The organism is Ruegeria sp. AK4 (assembly GCF_056541025.1).
The window spans coordinates 67,856-84,056 of the sequence record NZ_JBQFXS010000002.1 but is presented as its reverse complement, the minus strand read 5'-3'; the positions used below and the strand labels follow the sequence as shown (position 1 = coordinate 84,056).

Genomic DNA, 16,201 nt, shown 5'->3' with positions numbered 1-16,201 from the left:
ACTAGTTTCCCGCATTGCTCGCGGTGTGCAAAACCCAATCTCGTACTTTTATCGCATCGTCCGAGAGTGGCGTCTTTTTGGACCAGACCAAGTAGAACCCCTTGCCGGTCGCCCATTGCCAGTTGGGTCTGCCGGCAAGAAGACCCTGATCTATCAAACCGTCGGTCAGGTGTTTCCAGCCAAAGGCAAAGCCCTCACCCGCCATGGCGGCCTGCAGCACAAGGGCGTAGTCGTTCAGACGCAGACCCGTATTGGGGACAGCGTTCCTGATTGAGAAATGCGCGAACCAGTCGCTCCAGCTGGGTCGTTGACGGATCGGCTCTTCAAGATGAATCAGCCGCTGGTTCAACATGTTCGGCAAACTGCGCAAATCCACCGCCGCCGCCATAACACGTGGCGAGGCGACGGGATAAATCACTTCTTCGGCGATCAGGGCACTTTCGCACCCGGCCCAGTTTCCATCCCCCTGACGCACCGCCAGACTTATGTTTTCGGCGTCAATATCGGGTTCCCGGTCACTGGATTGCAGGCGCAGGTCGATCTTTGGATGCTGGCTCTGCAAATCGGCAAGGCGCGGCATGATCCAGTAATTGTTGAAAGCGGTTGACGCGCTGAGTGTGACATAGCCGGCCCGTTTTGTTTGCTGGATGGATTCAACCGACAAGGCCAACTGCTCGAACGCGCGCGAGACATCCGCCAGAAGACGCTCTCCGGCACCGGTCAGGATGACCTTACGGTGGCTGCGGGTGAACAAGGGCGTGCCCAGCCCTTCTTCAAGACGTCGAATGGATACGCTGACCGCAGGTTGCTGCACGTTCAGCTCCTGCGCGGCGCGCGTGAAGGATTGCAACCGCGCGGCCGCCTCGAAGACGACAAGATTGCGGGGCGACCCAAGCTGTTTCCAAAGTTCTTGCATAAACTGTGTTTATGCAATTCATTCAAATTTTCAAGCGTCACAGGCGTTTCCCTTGCAGATAGTATGCCGCAAAAAAATGGAGTGCTCATTATGGCTCGGCGCGCACGTCAATCCCGTTCCCGTGCTTCCGGGGCCGGTTCGGTCCCGGCATCCCCCTATATCCAGCGCCGTCTGGCGTTCTTTGACCCCCTGAATGAAGAGGATCTCTCCCGCCTTGAAGCTCAGGTTGACTGGATTTTTGAAGATGTGGGCCTCGCCTTTCGCGACGACCCCAAAGCGCTGGACCTGTGGCGCCGCGAAGGCGCGCGGATCGAAGGCGACATCGTGCGCGCAGACGCCCAGTGGATTCGCAGCCTGTGCGCCAAGGCACCCAAAAGCTTCAGGCAGATCGCCCGCAATCCCGACCGTTCGGTGGTCATCGGTGACGGCAATCAGGTCTTTGCCCCGGTCTATGGCGCGCCTTTCGTGCGCGATCTGGAAGGCGGGCGCCGGTATGGCGACATCGAGTCGTTCCGGAAACTGGTCAAACTGACCTACATGCACCCCAACCTACATCACGGCGGCTTCGTGACCTGTGAGCCCTGCGACGTTCCGGTCAGCAAGCGGCATCTGGACATGATGTTCGCCCATATGACCCTCAGCGACAAACCGCATCTGGGCGCGATCACCGAGTTGAGCCGTGCGCAGGACAGTGTCGACATGGCCGAGATCGTCTTTGGCGCGGATGTCATGGCAGAAAACTGCGTCATCATGGGCAATGTGAACACGAACTCTCCGCTGCTTGTGGACCGGGTGGTCACCGAAGCCGCGCGGGTCTATTCGACGCGTGGCCAGGGCATGATTGTTGTGCCGTTCATCCTGTCGGGCGCGATGGGTCCGGTCAGCACCGCCGCCAGCGTCGCGCAAGCCATGGCCGAGGCGATGATGGTCTGCGCCTATGTGCAACTGCTGCGCCCCGGCGCGCCGTTTGTTCTGGGCAATTTCCTGTCATCCATGTCGCTGAAGTCCGGCGCGCCGACATTTGGGATGCCCGAGCCTGTGATCTCGAATTACGCCATCGGCCAACTGGCGCGCCGCGCCGGTCTGCCGCTGCGCTGCGGCGGCTCGCTGACCGCATCCAAGATCGAAGACGCGCAGGCGGCTTATGAATCTGCGGACTCGATGCATTCGACCATGCTGGCGGGGGCCAACTTCGTTCTGCACTCAGCGGGCTGGCTTGAAGGCGGCCTGTGCACTGGTTTCGAGAAGCTGATCATGGATGCGGACCGTCTGGGCTCGTACCAGAAGGTGCTCAGCCAGGGTCTGGGCACCAGCGAAGACGCCTTTGCCCGCGATGCCTATGACGAGGTCGAGGCAGGGGGCCATTTCCTGGGCTGTGGTCACACCGTGCGCAACTATCAGACTGCTTTCTATGAGCCGAAGCTCAGCGACAGCGAGAATGTCGAAAGCTGGGAGGAAGGCGGCTCCAAGGACATGCGCCGCCGCGCCTATGAGCGCTGGATTCAGATGCTGAACGAATATCAGCCCCCCGCGATGGACGAGGCCAAGAAGGAAGAACTGGCCGCCTACGTCACCAAACGCAAAGAAGAAATCCCGGACGCCTGGTACTAAAACCGGGATCGCTTCATCTGGCAGTAAATATCATCGGGGGGTGAATTGAGCCGCAGGCTCAAGTGGGGGCAGACAGCCCCCTTCCCCTAACCCCACAAAAGACACAGGACCCTCTCATGCCCGAGATTCAAAAAGAAGAAAGCACAGGTGGCAAAAAGCTTCCCTCCCACGCCAAGGTCGTCGTCATCGGCGGCGGTGTTGTGGGCTGTTCGATCCTGTTCCACCTGGCCAAGTTCGGCTGGAAAGACGTCGTGCTGCTGGAGCGTGACGAATTGACCTCCGGCTCAAGCTGGCACGCGGCGGGTCAGATCCACACGATCAGCTCGGACCCCAATATCTCGCGCCTGCAGAGCTATACCATTGATCTGTATAAGGAGATCGAGGAGACCTCGGGCCATTCCGTGGGCATGCACATCACCGGCGGTTTCTACGCGGCCTCGACCAAGGAGTGGTACGACTACCTCAAGCGCGAACGCTCGAAAGCGCGCTATATGGGTCTGCATCAGGAATTCATCAGCCCGCAGGAACTGGCCGAGCGTCACCCGCTGATCGACTCCAAACACTATCACGCGGCGCTCTGGGATGAGCAGGACGGCGATGTGGACCCCTCGGGCGCGACCTATGCATTCGCCAAATCCGCCCGCCACCACGGCGCGCAATATTTTACCCATTGCGGCGTGACCGCGATGAGCCAGCGCCCCGACGGCAGCTGGGACCTGACCACCTCCAAAGGCGTCATCAACGCCGAGCAGGTGGTGAACTGCGGTGGCCTGTGGGCGCGCGAAGTGGGCCAGATGTCGGGCATCCACCTGCCGGTGCAGCCGATGGAGCACCACTATCTGATCACCGATACGATCCCGCTGATCAGGGACCGCATGGAGAGCATGGGCGAAGCCGGTCGTCTGCCCGCGGGCATCGATTATGAGGCCAACATCTATTTCCGTCAGGAACGCCACGGCATGCTGCTGGGCACATATGAGCCAAAATCGACCCCGTGGAAAGTGAACGGCACGCCCTGGGATTTCGGCCACGAGCTGCTGCAGCCCGATCTGGACCGCATCGCCGATCGTCTGGAAATGTCGTTCGAGCGCATACCCGCCATTGGCGAGTCCGGCATCAAGGACACTATCAACGGCCCGTTCACATTCGGTCCCGATGGCAATCCGATGATCGGTCCGGTTCCGGGCATGAAGAACTATTGGGTCGCCGTGGGCGTCATGGCGGGTTTCTGTCAGGGCGGCGGCGTCGGTCTGACCATGGCCGAGTGGATGATCGACGGCGAGCCTTCGATCGATGTCTGGGCGATGGACGTGGCACGGTTCGGCGAGTTCGCGACACCGGACTGGGGCACCATCAAATCCTCGGAAAACTACGAGCGCCGCTTTGTCATGACTTTCCCGAACGAAACCCTGCCAAGGGGCCGGATGCAGAAGACCACCGCGCTTTATGATCGTCTGATCGCCAAGGGGGCCGTGATGGGTCAGGGCTTTGGTCTGGAAAACGCGTTGTGGTTTGCCAACAATGCCGAAGACGCAAATGAAACCCCGACCTTCGAGCGCAACCGCAGCCACGACTATGTCGCGCGCGAGGTGAAAGCCGTGCAAGAGGCCGTGGGCGGCATCGAGATCGCCAACTTTGCCAAGCACGCATTCAAGGGCACCGGTGCAAGGGACTATCTGAACCGCACTCTGGCCGGCCACATCCCGGAACCGGGACGTCTGGCGCTGACCCCGATGCTGACCGAAAAGGGTCGCCTGTATGGCGACCTGACGGTAGCCTGTCTGGCAGATGATCACTTCATGCTGTTCGGTTCGGGCGCGATGCAGGACGCCCACCGCCGCTGGTTCGAAAAGGACCTGCCTGCGGATGTGAGCTATGCCAACGTCTCGGGCGACTGGCACGGGATCGCCCTGTCGGGCCCCAAATCGCGCGAGCTGCTAGCCCGCATTACCCGCGACGATGTCAGCGCCGATGCGTTGAAATTCCGCGATCTGCGCCAGACCTTCGTGGGCGGCGTGCCGGTGATCCTGAACCGCATCTCGTTCTCGGGCGAGCTGGGCTTTGAGGTCTACTGCAAGCCGATATACCTGCTGCGTCTGGCCGAGGCGATTGAAGAGGCCGGTGCCGATCTGGGTTATCGCTGGTATGGTGCACGTGCCCTGCTGTCGCTGCGACTGGAAAAGGGTTGGGGCGTCTGGACCACCGATTTCCGCCCCGATTTCAACGCGGTCGAATCCGGCATGGATGCCTTCATCAACTGGAAGAACGACTTTGTCGGAAAGGAAGCGACCGAGAAGTTCAAGGCAGACGGTGTTACCCGCAAGCTCGTCACCATGACCATCGACGTGGACGGCATCGATGTTACGAACGACGAGGCGATCTTGAAAGACGGCCAAGCAGTCGGCTACGTCTCGTCCGGTGGCTATGGCCACCGCGTCGGCAAGTCGATGGCGATGGGCTATGTCGCCTCGCACAGCGCGGCACCGGGAACCAAGCTGCAGGTGGAAATCCTGGGCGAGTTCTACGACGCGGAAGTGCTGGGTTCCCCCGCTTACGACGCCAACGGCGCAAACATGCGCTCCTGAGAAAGGAAAGCCGAATGGGTCGTGCCCATTGAACAGCGGGTTGGCAAAGCGGTCATGCCAGGCCGGCACATACGGCTTCATTTACTCCGCGCCGACAATTGACGCTCGATCCCGGTAGAGCCGGTGAACGACACGGCCTGAATGACGGGCGATTGCAGCAGCGTATCGGAATTCAACTGCGGATCGCCAAACACAATTGAAAACGCCTCAGGCGGCACATCAGCTTCGACCAGAATGCGGGCCGTTTCGACCGGGCCCGAGGGCGTTTCCTCGGCGGATCTAAGGTTCACGCTGCACCCGGCGGCCAGCGTGCCCGACAGTTTGCGTGCCGGAGTGTTCAGCGGTAGGTTCCAGGATGAAAACGCGGCCACAGGCCTGACGGGTTCGAGATAGGTCAGATGCCAGCTATTGCGCTGCCGCGAGGGGATCTGTAGCCCGTACAGGCGCTGCGCCTCGCCGGCCGCCCAGCGGAACATCTCGACCAACAGTTCCGCCTCGGCCAGGGATTCGCGCAATGGCTTGCCAAAATCCAGCGTCACCAGCGCGGCCGGCAGATCGGCGGTTTTCGACTGAAAATGGCTGCGCTTGTTGGGGGGCGGTGCGCTCCAGGACGCGAAGCCTGTTCCGCACTCTTTAGCGCGGTATCCAGATCGGCCCGCGTGGCGATCAGAAAGGCCCCAAGGCTTGGCCATTTTGCCGGATTCAAAGCTTCAAGACGTTGGTATCGGTCGCTGCAACGGTTTGGCCTCCAATAAAAAGTCCGGAATTCGGATAGTTGGACAGTGCTTGGCTGAGATGCATCCTAATGTGTTGTTCCATCTTGGTTTTTGATATTATATTTTATAACCATAGAGTGATCCGAAACCCACTCCAATGCATCTCCGTGACAAAAAAAACCCTTTTATCCCCGTCAATTGACACATGCCATGAGACCCGTTGACTGGCGACGCCCCGGACGAAAAATGACAGGCACCATGAAATCAGGACAGATCAAACGCACCACCGCCAAGCTGGAAGTCACCAATCGGCTGCGCGAACAGATTGCATCAGGCGATCTGGGACCCGGGCAGAAACTGAACCTCAAGGACGTCAGCGAAGGCATGGGGGTCAGCATGACCCCGGTGCGCGAGGCGTTCGAGCAGCTTGCCGCCGAGGGGCTGCTGCAACGCGACGCCTATCGCGGCGCGCGCGTGACCGAGCTGTCTGCCGAGGAATACGAAGAGATTTACCTGGCCCGTGTCGGGCTCGAACAGTTGGCCCACCGGCTGGGGGCCGAAAACATGACGCCGGCCCAGTGCAATGAACTGGCCCGCTGCCTGACCGAGATGGAGGCGGCGATCTCTGCAAACGATATCCTTGCCTTCATCGCCTGTGACCGCAGGTTTCACGAGATCATCTATTCCGTCTCAGGGCGGGTCCGGTTGCATGAAAAGCTGATGACCCTGCGCTACACCGCCGAACGCTATACCCGCGCAGTCTTTGCCCTGCCGCACGGCGGGATGAAGGATACGCTGGACAGCCATCGGGACATACTGGCCGCCTGCCGCAAAAACGACGGTGCCGAGGCGGCACGGCTGATTGCCGAGTATTTGGCCGTCACCGTCGACAGCTTTTGTGCCGAAGCCGCGCCCGAATAGGTTCAGTCCTTGCGCCGGATGCCGACCCCGGCACCCAGCAGTGCCGGTTTGGGCAGGGTCTGGTCGCGAGCAAAGCGCGCCTCGAGTTCGGAAAACATGTCCTCGGGGAAATCAGCGGCGGTAACGCTGTCGGGGGTTTGCCGGACATGCATCACCAGTGCCTCGTACATTGCGACAAGCTGGTCCTGCGCGTCGAACATCTCGAGCCCGAAATGCACACGCTTGCGGTCCAGATCAGCGAAGTAGCTGGTGATCGTGATCGGATCGCCCAGCTTGATCTCACGCCGGTATTGGATCAGGGATGACATCGTATACATGGTGCACCCAGTCCGTTCGCGATACGGGTGATCCAGCCCAAAGCTCTCCATATCCTTGTCGATCGCTTCGCCAAAGGCATAGATATACGCCCAATCGCCCATATGTCCGTTATAGTCGATCCAATCTTTTGAAACCTCGCGGGCCATTGCGACCGTCTTGCCGCGCATTTTGAGTTCCCCTTGTTCGGCTGGCGCGGCGATCGTACCCGCACCAGTTACTTACCGAAGTTCCAACCTTTGAGCATCCGGATCAATGCGGCGGACGCGTTTGACGGGCGCGATTCCATTCATTTCACACGCTCCATGATCATGGCGATCCCTTGCCCGACACCGATACACATCGACAGGCAGGCATACCGCCCGTTGGTTTTCTCAAGATGGCGCAGGGCCGTCAATATGATCCGTGCGCCGGATGCGCCCAGCGGATGGCCCAGGGCGATGGCACCCCCATTGGGGTTGATCCGGCTATCATTGGGGTCAAGCTCCAGATGTTTGCAGCAGGCCAGCACCTGCGCGGCAAAGGCCTCATTGATTTCAATCAGGTCCATATCCGCCATCGACAACCCGGCGCGTTCCAGCGCCTTGGGCACTGCATAGGCGGGGCCAATTCCCATAATGCGGGGCGGCACGCCTGCAACTGCGCCGGACACGATCCGGGCACGAGGGGCAGCCCGATCCATTCCGGTGCCGATCATCAGCATCGCCGCCCCGTCATTCACCCCCGACGCGTTTGCGGCAGTGGTGACACCTTCGGGGAAAAGGGTCCGCAATGCCGCCATCTTGTCCAGCCGGACATCTGGACGGGGATGTTCATCTGCCGTGACCGTATGGGATGCGCCCTTGCGCCCCGCGAAGGTGATCGGCGTAATTTCGGCGTCAAAGAAACCCCGCGCGCGCGCGGCCTCGTAGCGCTGTTGCGAGGCAAATGCGAACTGATCCGAAGCCTCGCGCGTGATCTCATAGTCCCGGGCCAGAGCGTCGGCGGTTTGCGGCATCGGAAACTCGCCATGTGTCTCGGCAATGCGCGGGTTGGGGAAGCGCGCCCCGATGGAACTGTCGAAGATCTGCGCATTGCGCGCAAACGGGATTTCCGATTTGCCGACGATAAAGGGCGCGCGGGTCATGCTTTCCACCCCGCCTGCGATGTACAAAGGCGCTTCACCCACCGTCACGGACCGCGCCGCGTCCAGTGCCGCCGCCATGCTCGAACCGCACAGGCGGTTGACGGTCTGGCCTGCGACCGAGACCGGAAGCCTCGCCAGCAACGCCGCGTAGCGGGCCACGTTGCGGCTGTCTTCGCCGGACTGGCAGACATTGCCCAGTACCACGTCCTCAATGTTTTCGGCGTCGAACGGACTGCGCGCCATCAGGGCCTCAATCACCTGCGCCGCCAGATCGTCCGGGCGGATCGATGCCAGCGCTCCGCTGTGACGCCCGAACGGGCTGCGGATACCGTCATAGATATAGGCGTTCAGCATCTTTGCTCTGTATCCCCTTTTGGCGGCCGTGCAGAGCTGGGTCCCGGCGCGACTGGTTCGGCGCGACGCTGGTCAGACATACGCTCGCATGAAAATCACTGAGATAGCTGTCTGGCGTTTTCCAGGTTTTCACGTTCTCGCCCGACAGTCGGAAGTGCGGAAATCGAAGCGTCTCGGCGATCGCGGCGAGGTCTCGTGAGTTCAATGCACTGACGTGGCGCAGCATCACGTCCTTTGAGGCAAGAACGGGGTCGTCAATCATAACCGGCTCCTGTGCTGTGTTCCTGCTTGTCGCCTGAATACCGGGGTCAAAACCCATCCCTGTGGCGGTGATCAAGCATTATAATTCATAACGCTTCAACAGGCGCGCCACAACGTAAATGGCTGTTTCGCCCTGTTTTTTCTGATGCAATCATCAATCGGGCAATCGGCAAAAAAAGTTGTTTTTCATTATTGACAATATACGCAGACTGGTTATTTGTCATTATTGACAACAATGGAAACGTGATGTCGCGCCCGAGCCTCAAAAGACAACGCACCGAAGAGATTCTGGAAGCCTACATGACCTGCGTCGCCCGCTACGGATTAGAGGGCGCGACGCAGGAACGGATTGCTGCCGAAGCAGGGGTCAAACGGCCTTTGCTGCGGAACTATCTGGGCAATCGCGACCAGATGATAACCGCCCTGAACGGTCATGTGGCCGGGTTCTTCGACGCCCTGACCGCGCAGCTTGAGCTGGTCCTGTCAAACACGGAAACGACAGGCGAGCTTATCGATATCCTGTTCGACAAGGATCAAAAGGTCGACTCGCGACTGATGCTGGCCTGGCAGGCTTTGTCCGCATCGGCCAGCGATTACCCCGGCCTGACAGCAAATCTGCTGTCCAGCCTGTCGCGGTTTGTCGGCGTTTTGCAGGCCACGCTGCAACGTCTGTCACCCCGGGCCGACCCGAACCGGGTCCGCGCCGTTGCCCAGGGTATTTCGGCGTCGTTTCAGGGGCTTGATGCCATATCGCAACTTTCCCCGCCAGCCAGCTGGCACGCTGAACTGAAACTTTCGGCCACCTTGCTGGTCAGCACTTTGGAGACCACCGAATGACCCGGGCCCGCACCATCAATTACATTGCCTTTCCCGTACTGCTCATGGCCTCGGTCCTGGGGCTGTACTGGATCTGGGGCATGGTGTTTCTGTGGTGGATCGTACCATCCATGCAGTCCGGACGCGTGTTTCTGGTGGCTGAAATCGAACGAGCCGAGGACCCGATCCTGTTCTGGCTGGTGGCCCTTCTCTGGGCGGTGTTCGGCGTCAGCATGATCGCCGTCAGCATTTTCCCCCAATTCGCAACCTGGCTTGTCTGAGGAGACAGAGCATGACTCGAATGTACCATAACCTGCCGGTCGAGGCGTATACATCGCAAGACTGGTTTGATCGCGAACAGAAACTAATATTCTCGCGCACCTGGCGCTTTGCAGGGCTGGCCGAGGATGTGCCCGAACCGGGTCACTATATCTCGGTTCAGGCCGGGCTGAACAATCTGTTCATCGTCATGGGCCGCGACCGGCGCCTGCGCGCGTTTCACAATATCTGCCGCCATCGCGGCACCCAGCTGATCCGCGCGGTCGGCAAGACCCAAAAGGCGCTGACCTGCCCCTATCACGACTGGACCTATGACCTTGAGGGCAACCTGATTTCGGTGCCCGATGAAGCCACCGAGTACCCCAATGGCGTCGACAAGACCTGTCTGGGTCTGAAACCGGCCAGCGTCGATATCTGGCGCGGCATGCTGTTTGTCCATCCCGAACCCGATGCGCCCTCGCTTGCGGCATGGTTTGGCGAGGTCGATCCGCATCTGGGCCCGCACAAGCCCGAGGAACTGGTTGAATACGCGGATGCGCGCAATTCCTACGAGATCAGGGCGAACTGGAAGATCGTCGTCGAAAACTACATCGACGTCTATCACCTGAGCCATCTGCACTCCAACACGCTGCACATGTATGACCACGGCAAGGCAGAGTATGGCTGGAAAGGCCCGCACTACCATTTCTGGGAGCCCCCAGCACCGGATTACGCCAAAAATCTGGAAAAGAACCTTCCCAGCCCCCGCGTCATCCCCGAACCGCATGACGGCGCCTGGGTGCCCATGCTGTTCCCCGGCATCGGGCTGGGCGCCAGCGAAGACAGCTGGAACCTGTTCATCATCACCCCGCTGGCCCCGAACCTGACGCGGATCGAAAACCGCACCAAACTTGCCAATGTCTCGGAATGGGAATTCCAGAAACAGCAGTGGAACAGCTGGGGCTTCTGGAAGACCCTCGGCGGTGCGAAATACGAAGGCGACGATGCCACGGACGAAGACGATCCCATGGCATCGGGCGATTTCACCAAAGAAGATATCTATGCCTGCGAACAGCAGCAGAAATCGCTGGACAGCCCGTATCTGGAAATCGGCCCCGCCGCCAAAGGCGAAAGCCCGATCACCAACCACCAGAAGGCGGTTCTGAACTTTATGGACGCGCAGAAAGCCGCAGACACCTAAGCCGCGTTGCGCGTCTGGCGGATAACCGGGGCCTTGCCCCTGCTATACCGCCAGACCTGCCACGCTGCGTATCAACATATCGGAGAACTCTAATGAAGCCCATCGCCGCAACAGCCATCGGCATCGTACTGGCCGCCACGCTGGCCATCGCCGCGCCATCTGATAGCCCCGAAGACCTGGCCAACCGCGTTCTGGCAGCCGCCTCGGTCGAGGATATGGCATCCACATGGAAAAGCTGGCATCCGGAAGCCGAACATAAAATCAAGGTCCGCATCGGCCTGGGCCAGCCGGACTGGGATTTCAGCTACCGCGCGGCCGATTGGGCAAACCTGCCGGACTGGACCGAGGATCCGCAGGTGCGCGAGGCCATGAAAGGCTACACCGAAACCGCAAGATCCAAGCCCGAGATCACTGTGAAACCGGGCGAGGAGGCGACGACAGTCACCGCCATTACCCGTGTCGATTATGTCTGGGACAATTTCAGCGGCAGCATGAAACAAACCGACACGTTCGAAATCGTGACCCAGCTGAACCGCCCGGTCATTCGGTCGCTGACCACCGAATTCGACTATCGATGAGTGTCCCATGTTTCTGTTTTTGCTGACAAACCTGTTTTTTCTGGGCAGCTTTGCCTGGCTTGTCATCTCCGGTGCCGGCTGGGGCCTGTGGGGCGCATGGTTGCTTGCGTGGTTCTGCAGTGACTACGCGGTGACGTGGATGACCGGCTACATGCCCCCGGCCTGGGTCTGGGGTGCCATTCTGGCCATACTCGCGGGCCTGTGGACTGTGCTGCCTCTGGTGATTTTAGGAAACTGATATGACGCATGAATTCTTCACTCTGACCGTTGCCGACCTGCGCCGGGAAATCGACGGGACCGCCATGACGGTCACATTTGACAAACCCGCCGGGCACGAGAACCAGTTCCAGTGGCAGGCCGGGCAACATCTGCCCCTGCGGTTCTTTTTCGACGGGCAGGAACACCGCCGCTGTTACACCATTTCCAACCCACCGGACGCGCCGATGCGGATCACGGTAAAACGGGTCAGGGACGGCGTGATCTCGAACCATATCGGCGACGATCTGAAACCCGGTGACCGGGTCGAGGCCAACCCCCCGTCCGGTCATTTCGCATTGCAGCCGGGCGCGCTGAAACGGCGCACGCATTATTTTCTGGGCGGCGGTAGCGGCATCACACCGCTGTTCTCGATGATCAATACGGTGCTGGCACACGAGCCGCATTCCGTGGCGCATCTGATATATGCCAACAAAAGCGCGGACAGCATCATCTTCAAGGATGAACTGGACGCGCTGGTCGCCGCACATCCGGATCGGTTCACGGTGCGGCATGTGCTGTCCTCGCCATCGATGTGGAGCTGGTTTTCCCCCTGGCGGTCCGGGCGCGTGGATGCCGAAGCGATTGCCGCAGCGATCGCGGAAACCCCGCCGGTTGCGCAGGATGTGCACTATTGGATCTGCGGCCCCGGCGGGATGAACATGGCCGTGCGGACTGCCTTGCAGGGCATGGACGTGCCTTCGGACCGTATTCACTATGAAACCTTCGGCGGCGCGGTCGAGCAGGACAACAGCGTCGAAGGTATCGCGGCTACGGCCTCGGTCACGCTGGATGGCAAAACCCATTCCGTCGACATCGCCGCCGGTCAGACCGTGCTCGAAGCTGCCCTCGCTGCCGGGCTGCACCCGGATTACAGTTGCCAGTCAGGCGTTTGCGGTAGCTGCCGTGCGCGGTTGAAGGAAGGGAGCGTGCACATGCGGGCGCAAATGGCGCTGGATGATCAGCAGGTCGCGAACGGAGAGATTCTGACCTGTCAGAGCGTGGCCCGGACCGATGAACTGAAAGTTGCGTTTCCTTAACCGGCTGCGCGAGCGCGATTTTCTGTCCTATTTGCCGGCTGGGGCTGGAATGGGAACCATTTAGGGAGCAAAACTACATGGACACACCATGAGCAATACAATCCGTATGACCAAGAACCGGCGAACTTTCAAACAGTACCGGGTATACCCGCGATGCGATACGATTTTTTTGAACGGGCTGGCCTGATCAAGTCGCTTCCCGGGCAAGAAAAGAAAAACACCTATCGCGACTATCCGGAACATCTGTTGCTTGAACAGGATTTTTTTGTTCAGGCACGCGAAGCGGGTCTGTCAGTGGGTGAACTCAGATCCATGTGCGACGCGTTTGATGGCACCCACACGCCCGGAATCGCAATGAACGTGATCGAGACCAAAATCCGTCAGACCGAACGCACACTCGCCTTCCTTCTTAACACGCGTGAACGCATTCAGGAGGAGCTGGGCGCGCCCGTTTCAGACACTGCGGCAGGTGCCGGGCCGGGATGACGGCACTCAGCCTGAACCACCCGTAACGACCCCCTCTGCCACCCAATCGTCGAAAACCTTCAGCACGGCCTCGCTGAATTCGGCGTCGTTGATATGGGCGTCGACCACGGTCATCGGAGAAACGGTCGGTATGATCTCGTGCGCGGCGTCAACCGTTGCGGCCAGACCTTCCGGGTCATGCGCCTCTTGCCCTTCGCGGTCCCATTCCTCGATGCCCCCGGTGGGCAGGAAGAAGTGCACCGGCCCGGTTGCCGTTTTCAGCCGGCTCGCCATTTCGCCAATGGCCGCCCGGCGTTCTTCGGCGTTGAACACCGCACTTTTGATCAGGCGATTGTGTTCGTGGAAGGGGCGGTCGATGTATTGCGCGGGTACGTCCTGCCAGCCCGCGAAATCCAGCAGGTCCAGCGCCCCGGGCGCGACCAGTTGGGGCACGCCCGCGCGCCCGGCATTGGTCAGCCGGTCCTGCCCGGACGACACCAGCGAACCGGCCAGCATATTTGCAAACTCCTGCATGCAGAAATCCATCACGCAGCAGAACGCGCCCTCGCCCGCCAGTTTCTCGAACGCCATGCCGCCCATGCCGGTCGAATGGAACACCGCCACCTCATAGCCGCGCTCTTCCAGTGCCGGTTTCAGCGTTTTCATATAACGCAGGCAGGACGAGCCCAGCGAGGTCATCCCGATCATCGGCCGGTCGCGCCGGGGCGCATCGACCGCGCGCGCCGCGCCCAGAACCGCACCGGCCGCCTGGCTCAGCGATGAGCGGCAGACCGAGTTCATGCCATAAAGCCCCCCGGCCCACAGGATCATCTGAATGTCCGGGGCCAGACGGTGCGGCGGGATCAGCGGTGAAAAGCTGACCGTCGAGACGATGTATTTCGGCACCCCCAACGGCAACGCCTGCGCGCAGTCCAGCGCCAGATCGGTGCCCATGGTGCCGCCGGTGGCCAGCAGCGCGTCGAACCGGCCCTCGGCATAGGCCTGCGCCACGACCGAGGCCGCCCCGCGCGACATCACGCGGAACGCCTTGTTTTCATCCCCCTGGGCGATCACCTCGTCGATGGTCATGCCGCCCGCAGCGGCCACGTCATGTTTCGAGATGTCGGTGGGCCGGGCAGGATCGCCCAGAACCGAGACATCCATGGTCAGCACCTTGCCCCCCTGCGCGATGATGCACTCTTCGATATAGCGCATCTCGGGGTCTTTGGTGTCATAGGTGCCGATCAGCAGAATTCTCTTGTCGCCCATTGTGTCTCCTCCCTCGTGATCCTTTTACAGCTGAATCCACGCTGTTTTCAGATCGAAATATTTCTCCATCGCATGCAGCGACTTGTCGTGCCCGTTGCCCGATTGCTTGACCCCGCCCAAAGGCACGGTGCCATCCGCCCCGCCATAGGTGTTGACATGCACCACCCCGGCGCGAAGGCCCGCCACCATCCGGTGCGCGCGGCTGAGGTTCGCGGTCCACACCGCCGCGGCCAGACCATAGACGCTGTCATTGGCCAGACGCAGGGCCTCTTCCTCGTCCTTAAACGGGGTGACGGCCAGAACCGGGCCGAACACCTCGTTGCGGAACAGGTTGTCGGTGGGTTTGACGTCATTCATCACGGTGGGGGCCATGTAATAGCCACCGGTCTCAGACAGGACGCGGTCGCCGCCGGTGCGCCGCTCGGCGCCTTCGGCCTCGGCCTTGGTGACGAAATCCAAATTGCTTTCCAGCTCGGGCAGCGAATGCACCGCGCCGATCTGGCTGGTCAGGTCCAGCGGATTGCCGACGCAGTACGCTTCGGCCTGTTTCACAATCTCGGCCACGAAATCCTCGTGGATATCCTCTTGCACCAGCAGGCGCGAACCGGCGATGCAGATCTGGCCCGAATTGCGGAAGATACCACCCGCCGAGACCTTGGCCGACTGTGCCAGATCGGGGGCGTCGTTGAACACGATGTTGGGCGACTTGCCGCCCAGTTCCAGATAGCAGCGTTTCAGGTTCGACCGCGCGGAATATTCCAAAAGCCGCCGCCCCGTCGCGCCCGACCCGGTGAACACCATGATGTCCACATCCATCGACAGCGCCAGCGCCTCACCCACCACGCTGCCCTTGCCGGTCACGACGTTCAGCACGCCGTCGGGTACACCGGCCTCCAGCGCCAGCTCGGCCAGCCGCAGCAGCGATAGTGAGGCCGATTCCGCCGGTTTCAGAACCACCGAGTTCCCCGCCGCCAGCGCGGGCGCGATTTTCCACGCCCCGATCATCATCGGCATGTTCCACGGCACAATGGCCCCCACCACGCCGACCGGCGCGTGATGCACAAGGCCCAGAACGTTTTCCGCCGTGGGCGCGATCTGGCCATAGACCTTGTCAATCGCCTCGCCGTAATAGCGGAAGGTTCCTGCCGCCGACATCGGCTCGGCCTTCATGGCCATGTTGATCTCGGTGCCGTTGTCGCGCACGCCCAGAACCGCCAGTTCCAGCGCATGTTTTTCGATCAGTTCGGCCAGCTTGATCAGAACCTTCTTGCGCGCTGCCGGGGCCTGACGCGACCAGCGCCCGTCCTCGAATGCCGCGCGGGCGGCGGCGATGGCGCGCTCCATATCCTCGGGCGTTCCGGCGGCGATCCGGGTCAGCACCCCACCATCGATGGGCGAGATGACATCCAGTTGCGCGCCATCGGCCGATGCCTCCCATCGCCCGTCGATCAGATGGGCGCGGGCAGATACGGGTTGATTGCGCAAAGCGTCGATGGCCAGTTGATCCATGGGTC

18 protein-coding genes are annotated in these 16,201 nt (G+C 60.7%); 10 read left to right on the top strand and 8 right to left on the bottom strand.

Going from position 1 to position 16,201, the window contains the following annotated elements:
* Position 1: 1 nt before the first annotated feature.
* The gene (locus ACR0EZ_RS04375) at positions 2-916 is read right to left on the bottom strand and encodes a LysR substrate-binding domain-containing protein (RefSeq protein WP_480611364.1); all 915 of its coding nucleotides are present in this window, start codon (positions 914-916) and stop codon (positions 2-4) included.
* 90 nt (positions 917-1,006) lie between these two features.
* On the opposite strand from ACR0EZ_RS04375, the gene ACR0EZ_RS04370 reads away from it, so the two are divergent.
* Together ACR0EZ_RS04370 and ACR0EZ_RS04365 are read left to right on the top strand one after the other, a co-directional pair.
* Positions 1,007-2,527 carry a trimethylamine methyltransferase family protein gene (locus ACR0EZ_RS04370; RefSeq protein ID WP_480611362.1) on the top strand — a complete coding sequence of 507 codons (1,521 nt, stop codon included), beginning with the start codon at positions 1,007-1,009 and terminating at the stop codon, positions 2,525-2,527.
* A gap of 116 nt (positions 2,528-2,643) precedes the next feature.
* Positions 2,644-5,112, top strand: coding sequence for a GcvT family protein (locus ACR0EZ_RS04365; RefSeq protein WP_480611360.1), 2,469 nt, complete (start codon positions 2,644-2,646; stop codon positions 5,110-5,112).
* Positions 5,113-5,189: 77 nt separating this feature from the next.
* Here the strand turns inward: ACR0EZ_RS04365 and ACR0EZ_RS04360 are convergent, their stop codons facing one another.
* On the bottom strand, positions 5,190-5,804 hold the full coding sequence (locus tag ACR0EZ_RS04360) for an aldehyde dehydrogenase family protein (RefSeq protein ID WP_480611359.1): 615 nt from the start codon (positions 5,802-5,804) through the stop codon (positions 5,190-5,192).
* A gap of 270 nt (positions 5,805-6,074) precedes the next feature.
* Between ACR0EZ_RS04360 and ACR0EZ_RS04355 the strand changes: the two genes are divergently transcribed.
* Positions 6,075-6,749: a GntR family transcriptional regulator gene (locus tag ACR0EZ_RS04355; RefSeq protein ID WP_480611357.1), complete on the top strand. Its 675-nt coding sequence runs from the start codon at positions 6,075-6,077 to the stop codon at positions 6,747-6,749.
* 2 nt (positions 6,750-6,751) lie between these two features.
* On the opposite strand, the gene ACR0EZ_RS04350 is transcribed toward ACR0EZ_RS04355, so the two are convergent.
* The 4 genes from ACR0EZ_RS04350 to ACR0EZ_RS04335 all read right to left on the bottom strand — a co-directional run bounded on the left by ACR0EZ_RS04350 (position 6,752) and on the right by ACR0EZ_RS04335 (position 9,029).
* On the bottom strand, positions 6,752-7,234 hold the full coding sequence (locus ACR0EZ_RS04350; protein WP_480611355.1) for a thioesterase family protein: 483 nt from the start codon (positions 7,232-7,234) through the stop codon (positions 6,752-6,754).
* A 119-nt stretch (positions 7,235-7,353) separates the two neighbouring features.
* Complete coding sequence (locus tag ACR0EZ_RS04345) at positions 7,354-8,544, bottom strand: acetyl-CoA C-acyltransferase (RefSeq protein WP_480611354.1); 1,191 nt, start codon at positions 8,542-8,544, stop codon at positions 7,354-7,356.
* Positions 8,522-8,806, bottom strand: a complete 285-nt coding sequence (locus ACR0EZ_RS04340; protein WP_480611352.1) for a hypothetical protein — start codon at positions 8,804-8,806, stop codon at positions 8,522-8,524. The genes ACR0EZ_RS04345 and ACR0EZ_RS04340 overlap by 23 nt, the downstream gene beginning before the upstream one ends.
* Positions 8,807-8,891: 85 nt before the next feature.
* Positions 8,892-9,029 carry a hypothetical protein gene (locus ACR0EZ_RS04335; protein ID WP_480611350.1) on the bottom strand — a complete coding sequence of 46 codons (138 nt, stop codon included), beginning with the start codon at positions 9,027-9,029 and terminating at the stop codon, positions 8,892-8,894.
* A gap of 22 nt (positions 9,030-9,051) precedes the next feature.
* Between ACR0EZ_RS04335 and ACR0EZ_RS04330 the strand changes: the two genes are divergently transcribed.
* The 7 genes from ACR0EZ_RS04330 (at position 9,052) to ACR0EZ_RS04300 (ending at position 13,439) form a co-directional block, all read left to right on the top strand.
* Complete coding sequence (locus ACR0EZ_RS04330; RefSeq protein WP_480611348.1) at positions 9,052-9,642, top strand: TetR/AcrR family transcriptional regulator; 591 nt, start codon at positions 9,052-9,054, stop codon at positions 9,640-9,642.
* Positions 9,639-9,902: a hypothetical protein gene (locus ACR0EZ_RS04325; protein ID WP_480611346.1), complete on the top strand. Its 264-nt coding sequence runs from the start codon at positions 9,639-9,641 to the stop codon at positions 9,900-9,902. The genes ACR0EZ_RS04330 and ACR0EZ_RS04325 overlap by 4 nt, the downstream gene beginning before the upstream one ends.
* 11 nt (positions 9,903-9,913) lie before the next feature.
* A complete protein-coding gene (locus ACR0EZ_RS04320; RefSeq protein WP_480611344.1) occupies positions 9,914-11,080 on the top strand; it encodes an aromatic ring-hydroxylating oxygenase subunit alpha in 1,167 nt (388 codons plus the stop codon).
* A 92-nt stretch (positions 11,081-11,172) separates the two neighbouring features.
* On the top strand, positions 11,173-11,658 hold the full coding sequence (locus tag ACR0EZ_RS04315; protein ID WP_480611343.1) for a hypothetical protein: 486 nt from the start codon (positions 11,173-11,175) through the stop codon (positions 11,656-11,658).
* 7 nt (positions 11,659-11,665) lie between these two features.
* Complete coding sequence (locus ACR0EZ_RS04310) at positions 11,666-11,896, top strand: hypothetical protein (RefSeq protein WP_480611341.1); 231 nt, start codon at positions 11,666-11,668, stop codon at positions 11,894-11,896.
* Position 11,897: 1 nt separating this feature from the next.
* Positions 11,898-12,953: a 2Fe-2S iron-sulfur cluster-binding protein gene (locus ACR0EZ_RS04305; protein WP_480611340.1), complete on the top strand. Its 1,056-nt coding sequence runs from the start codon at positions 11,898-11,900 to the stop codon at positions 12,951-12,953.
* A 153-nt stretch (positions 12,954-13,106) separates the two neighbouring features.
* The gene (locus ACR0EZ_RS04300) at positions 13,107-13,439 is read left to right on the top strand and encodes a MerR family transcriptional regulator (protein WP_480611338.1); all 333 of its coding nucleotides are present in this window, start codon (positions 13,107-13,109) and stop codon (positions 13,437-13,439) included.
* A gap of 6 nt (positions 13,440-13,445) precedes the next feature.
* Here the strand turns inward: ACR0EZ_RS04300 and ACR0EZ_RS04295 are convergent, their stop codons facing one another.
* Positions 13,446-14,687 (bottom strand): Tm-1-like ATP-binding domain-containing protein, encoded by a 1,242-nt coding sequence (locus ACR0EZ_RS04295; protein WP_480611336.1) that lies wholly within the window; start codon positions 14,685-14,687, stop codon positions 13,446-13,448.
* Between the two features lie 24 nt (positions 14,688-14,711).
* Positions 14,712-16,196, bottom strand: a complete 1,485-nt coding sequence (locus tag ACR0EZ_RS04290; protein ID WP_480611334.1) for an aldehyde dehydrogenase family protein — start codon at positions 16,194-16,196, stop codon at positions 14,712-14,714.
* Between the last annotated feature and the right edge of the window lie 5 nt (positions 16,197-16,201).

Bases quoted from the DNA above. Each gene is read 5' to 3' on its own strand.
- ACR0EZ_RS04375 (WP_480611364.1), bottom strand. From the start codon at position 916: ATGCAAGAACTTTGGAAACAGCTTGGGTCGCCCCGCAATCTTGTCGTC.
- ACR0EZ_RS04370 (WP_480611362.1), top strand. From the start codon at position 1,007: ATGGCTCGGCGCGCACGTCAATCCCGTTCCCGTGCTTCCGGGGCCGGT.
- ACR0EZ_RS04365 (WP_480611360.1), top strand. From the start codon at position 2,644: ATGCCCGAGATTCAAAAAGAAGAAAGCACAGGTGGCAAAAAGCTTCCC.
- ACR0EZ_RS04360 (WP_480611359.1), bottom strand. From the start codon at position 5,804: ATGGCCAAGCCTTGGGGCCTTTCTGATCGCCACGCGGGCCGATCTGGA.
- ACR0EZ_RS04355 (WP_480611357.1), top strand. From the start codon at position 6,075: ATGACAGGCACCATGAAATCAGGACAGATCAAACGCACCACCGCCAAG.
- ACR0EZ_RS04350 (WP_480611355.1), bottom strand. From the start codon at position 7,234: ATGCGCGGCAAGACGGTCGCAATGGCCCGCGAGGTTTCAAAAGATTGG.
- ACR0EZ_RS04345 (WP_480611354.1), bottom strand. From the start codon at position 8,544: ATGCTGAACGCCTATATCTATGACGGTATCCGCAGCCCGTTCGGGCGT.
- ACR0EZ_RS04340 (WP_480611352.1), bottom strand. From the start codon at position 8,806: ATGATTGACGACCCCGTTCTTGCCTCAAAGGACGTGATGCTGCGCCAC.
- ACR0EZ_RS04335 (WP_480611350.1), bottom strand. From the start codon at position 9,029: ATGACAAATAACCAGTCTGCGTATATTGTCAATAATGAAAAACAACTT.
- ACR0EZ_RS04330 (WP_480611348.1), top strand. From the start codon at position 9,052: ATGTCGCGCCCGAGCCTCAAAAGACAACGCACCGAAGAGATTCTGGAA.
- ACR0EZ_RS04325 (WP_480611346.1), top strand. From the start codon at position 9,639: ATGACCCGGGCCCGCACCATCAATTACATTGCCTTTCCCGTACTGCTC.
- ACR0EZ_RS04320 (WP_480611344.1), top strand. From the start codon at position 9,914: ATGACTCGAATGTACCATAACCTGCCGGTCGAGGCGTATACATCGCAA.
- ACR0EZ_RS04315 (WP_480611343.1), top strand. From the start codon at position 11,173: ATGAAGCCCATCGCCGCAACAGCCATCGGCATCGTACTGGCCGCCACG.
- ACR0EZ_RS04310 (WP_480611341.1), top strand. From the start codon at position 11,666: ATGTTTCTGTTTTTGCTGACAAACCTGTTTTTTCTGGGCAGCTTTGCC.
- ACR0EZ_RS04305 (WP_480611340.1), top strand. From the start codon at position 11,898: ATGACGCATGAATTCTTCACTCTGACCGTTGCCGACCTGCGCCGGGAA.
- ACR0EZ_RS04300 (WP_480611338.1), top strand. From the start codon at position 13,107: ATGCGATACGATTTTTTTGAACGGGCTGGCCTGATCAAGTCGCTTCCC.
- ACR0EZ_RS04295 (WP_480611336.1), bottom strand. From the start codon at position 14,687: ATGGGCGACAAGAGAATTCTGCTGATCGGCACCTATGACACCAAAGAC.
- ACR0EZ_RS04290 (WP_480611334.1), bottom strand. From the start codon at position 16,196: ATGGATCAACTGGCCATCGACGCTTTGCGCAATCAACCCGTATCTGCC.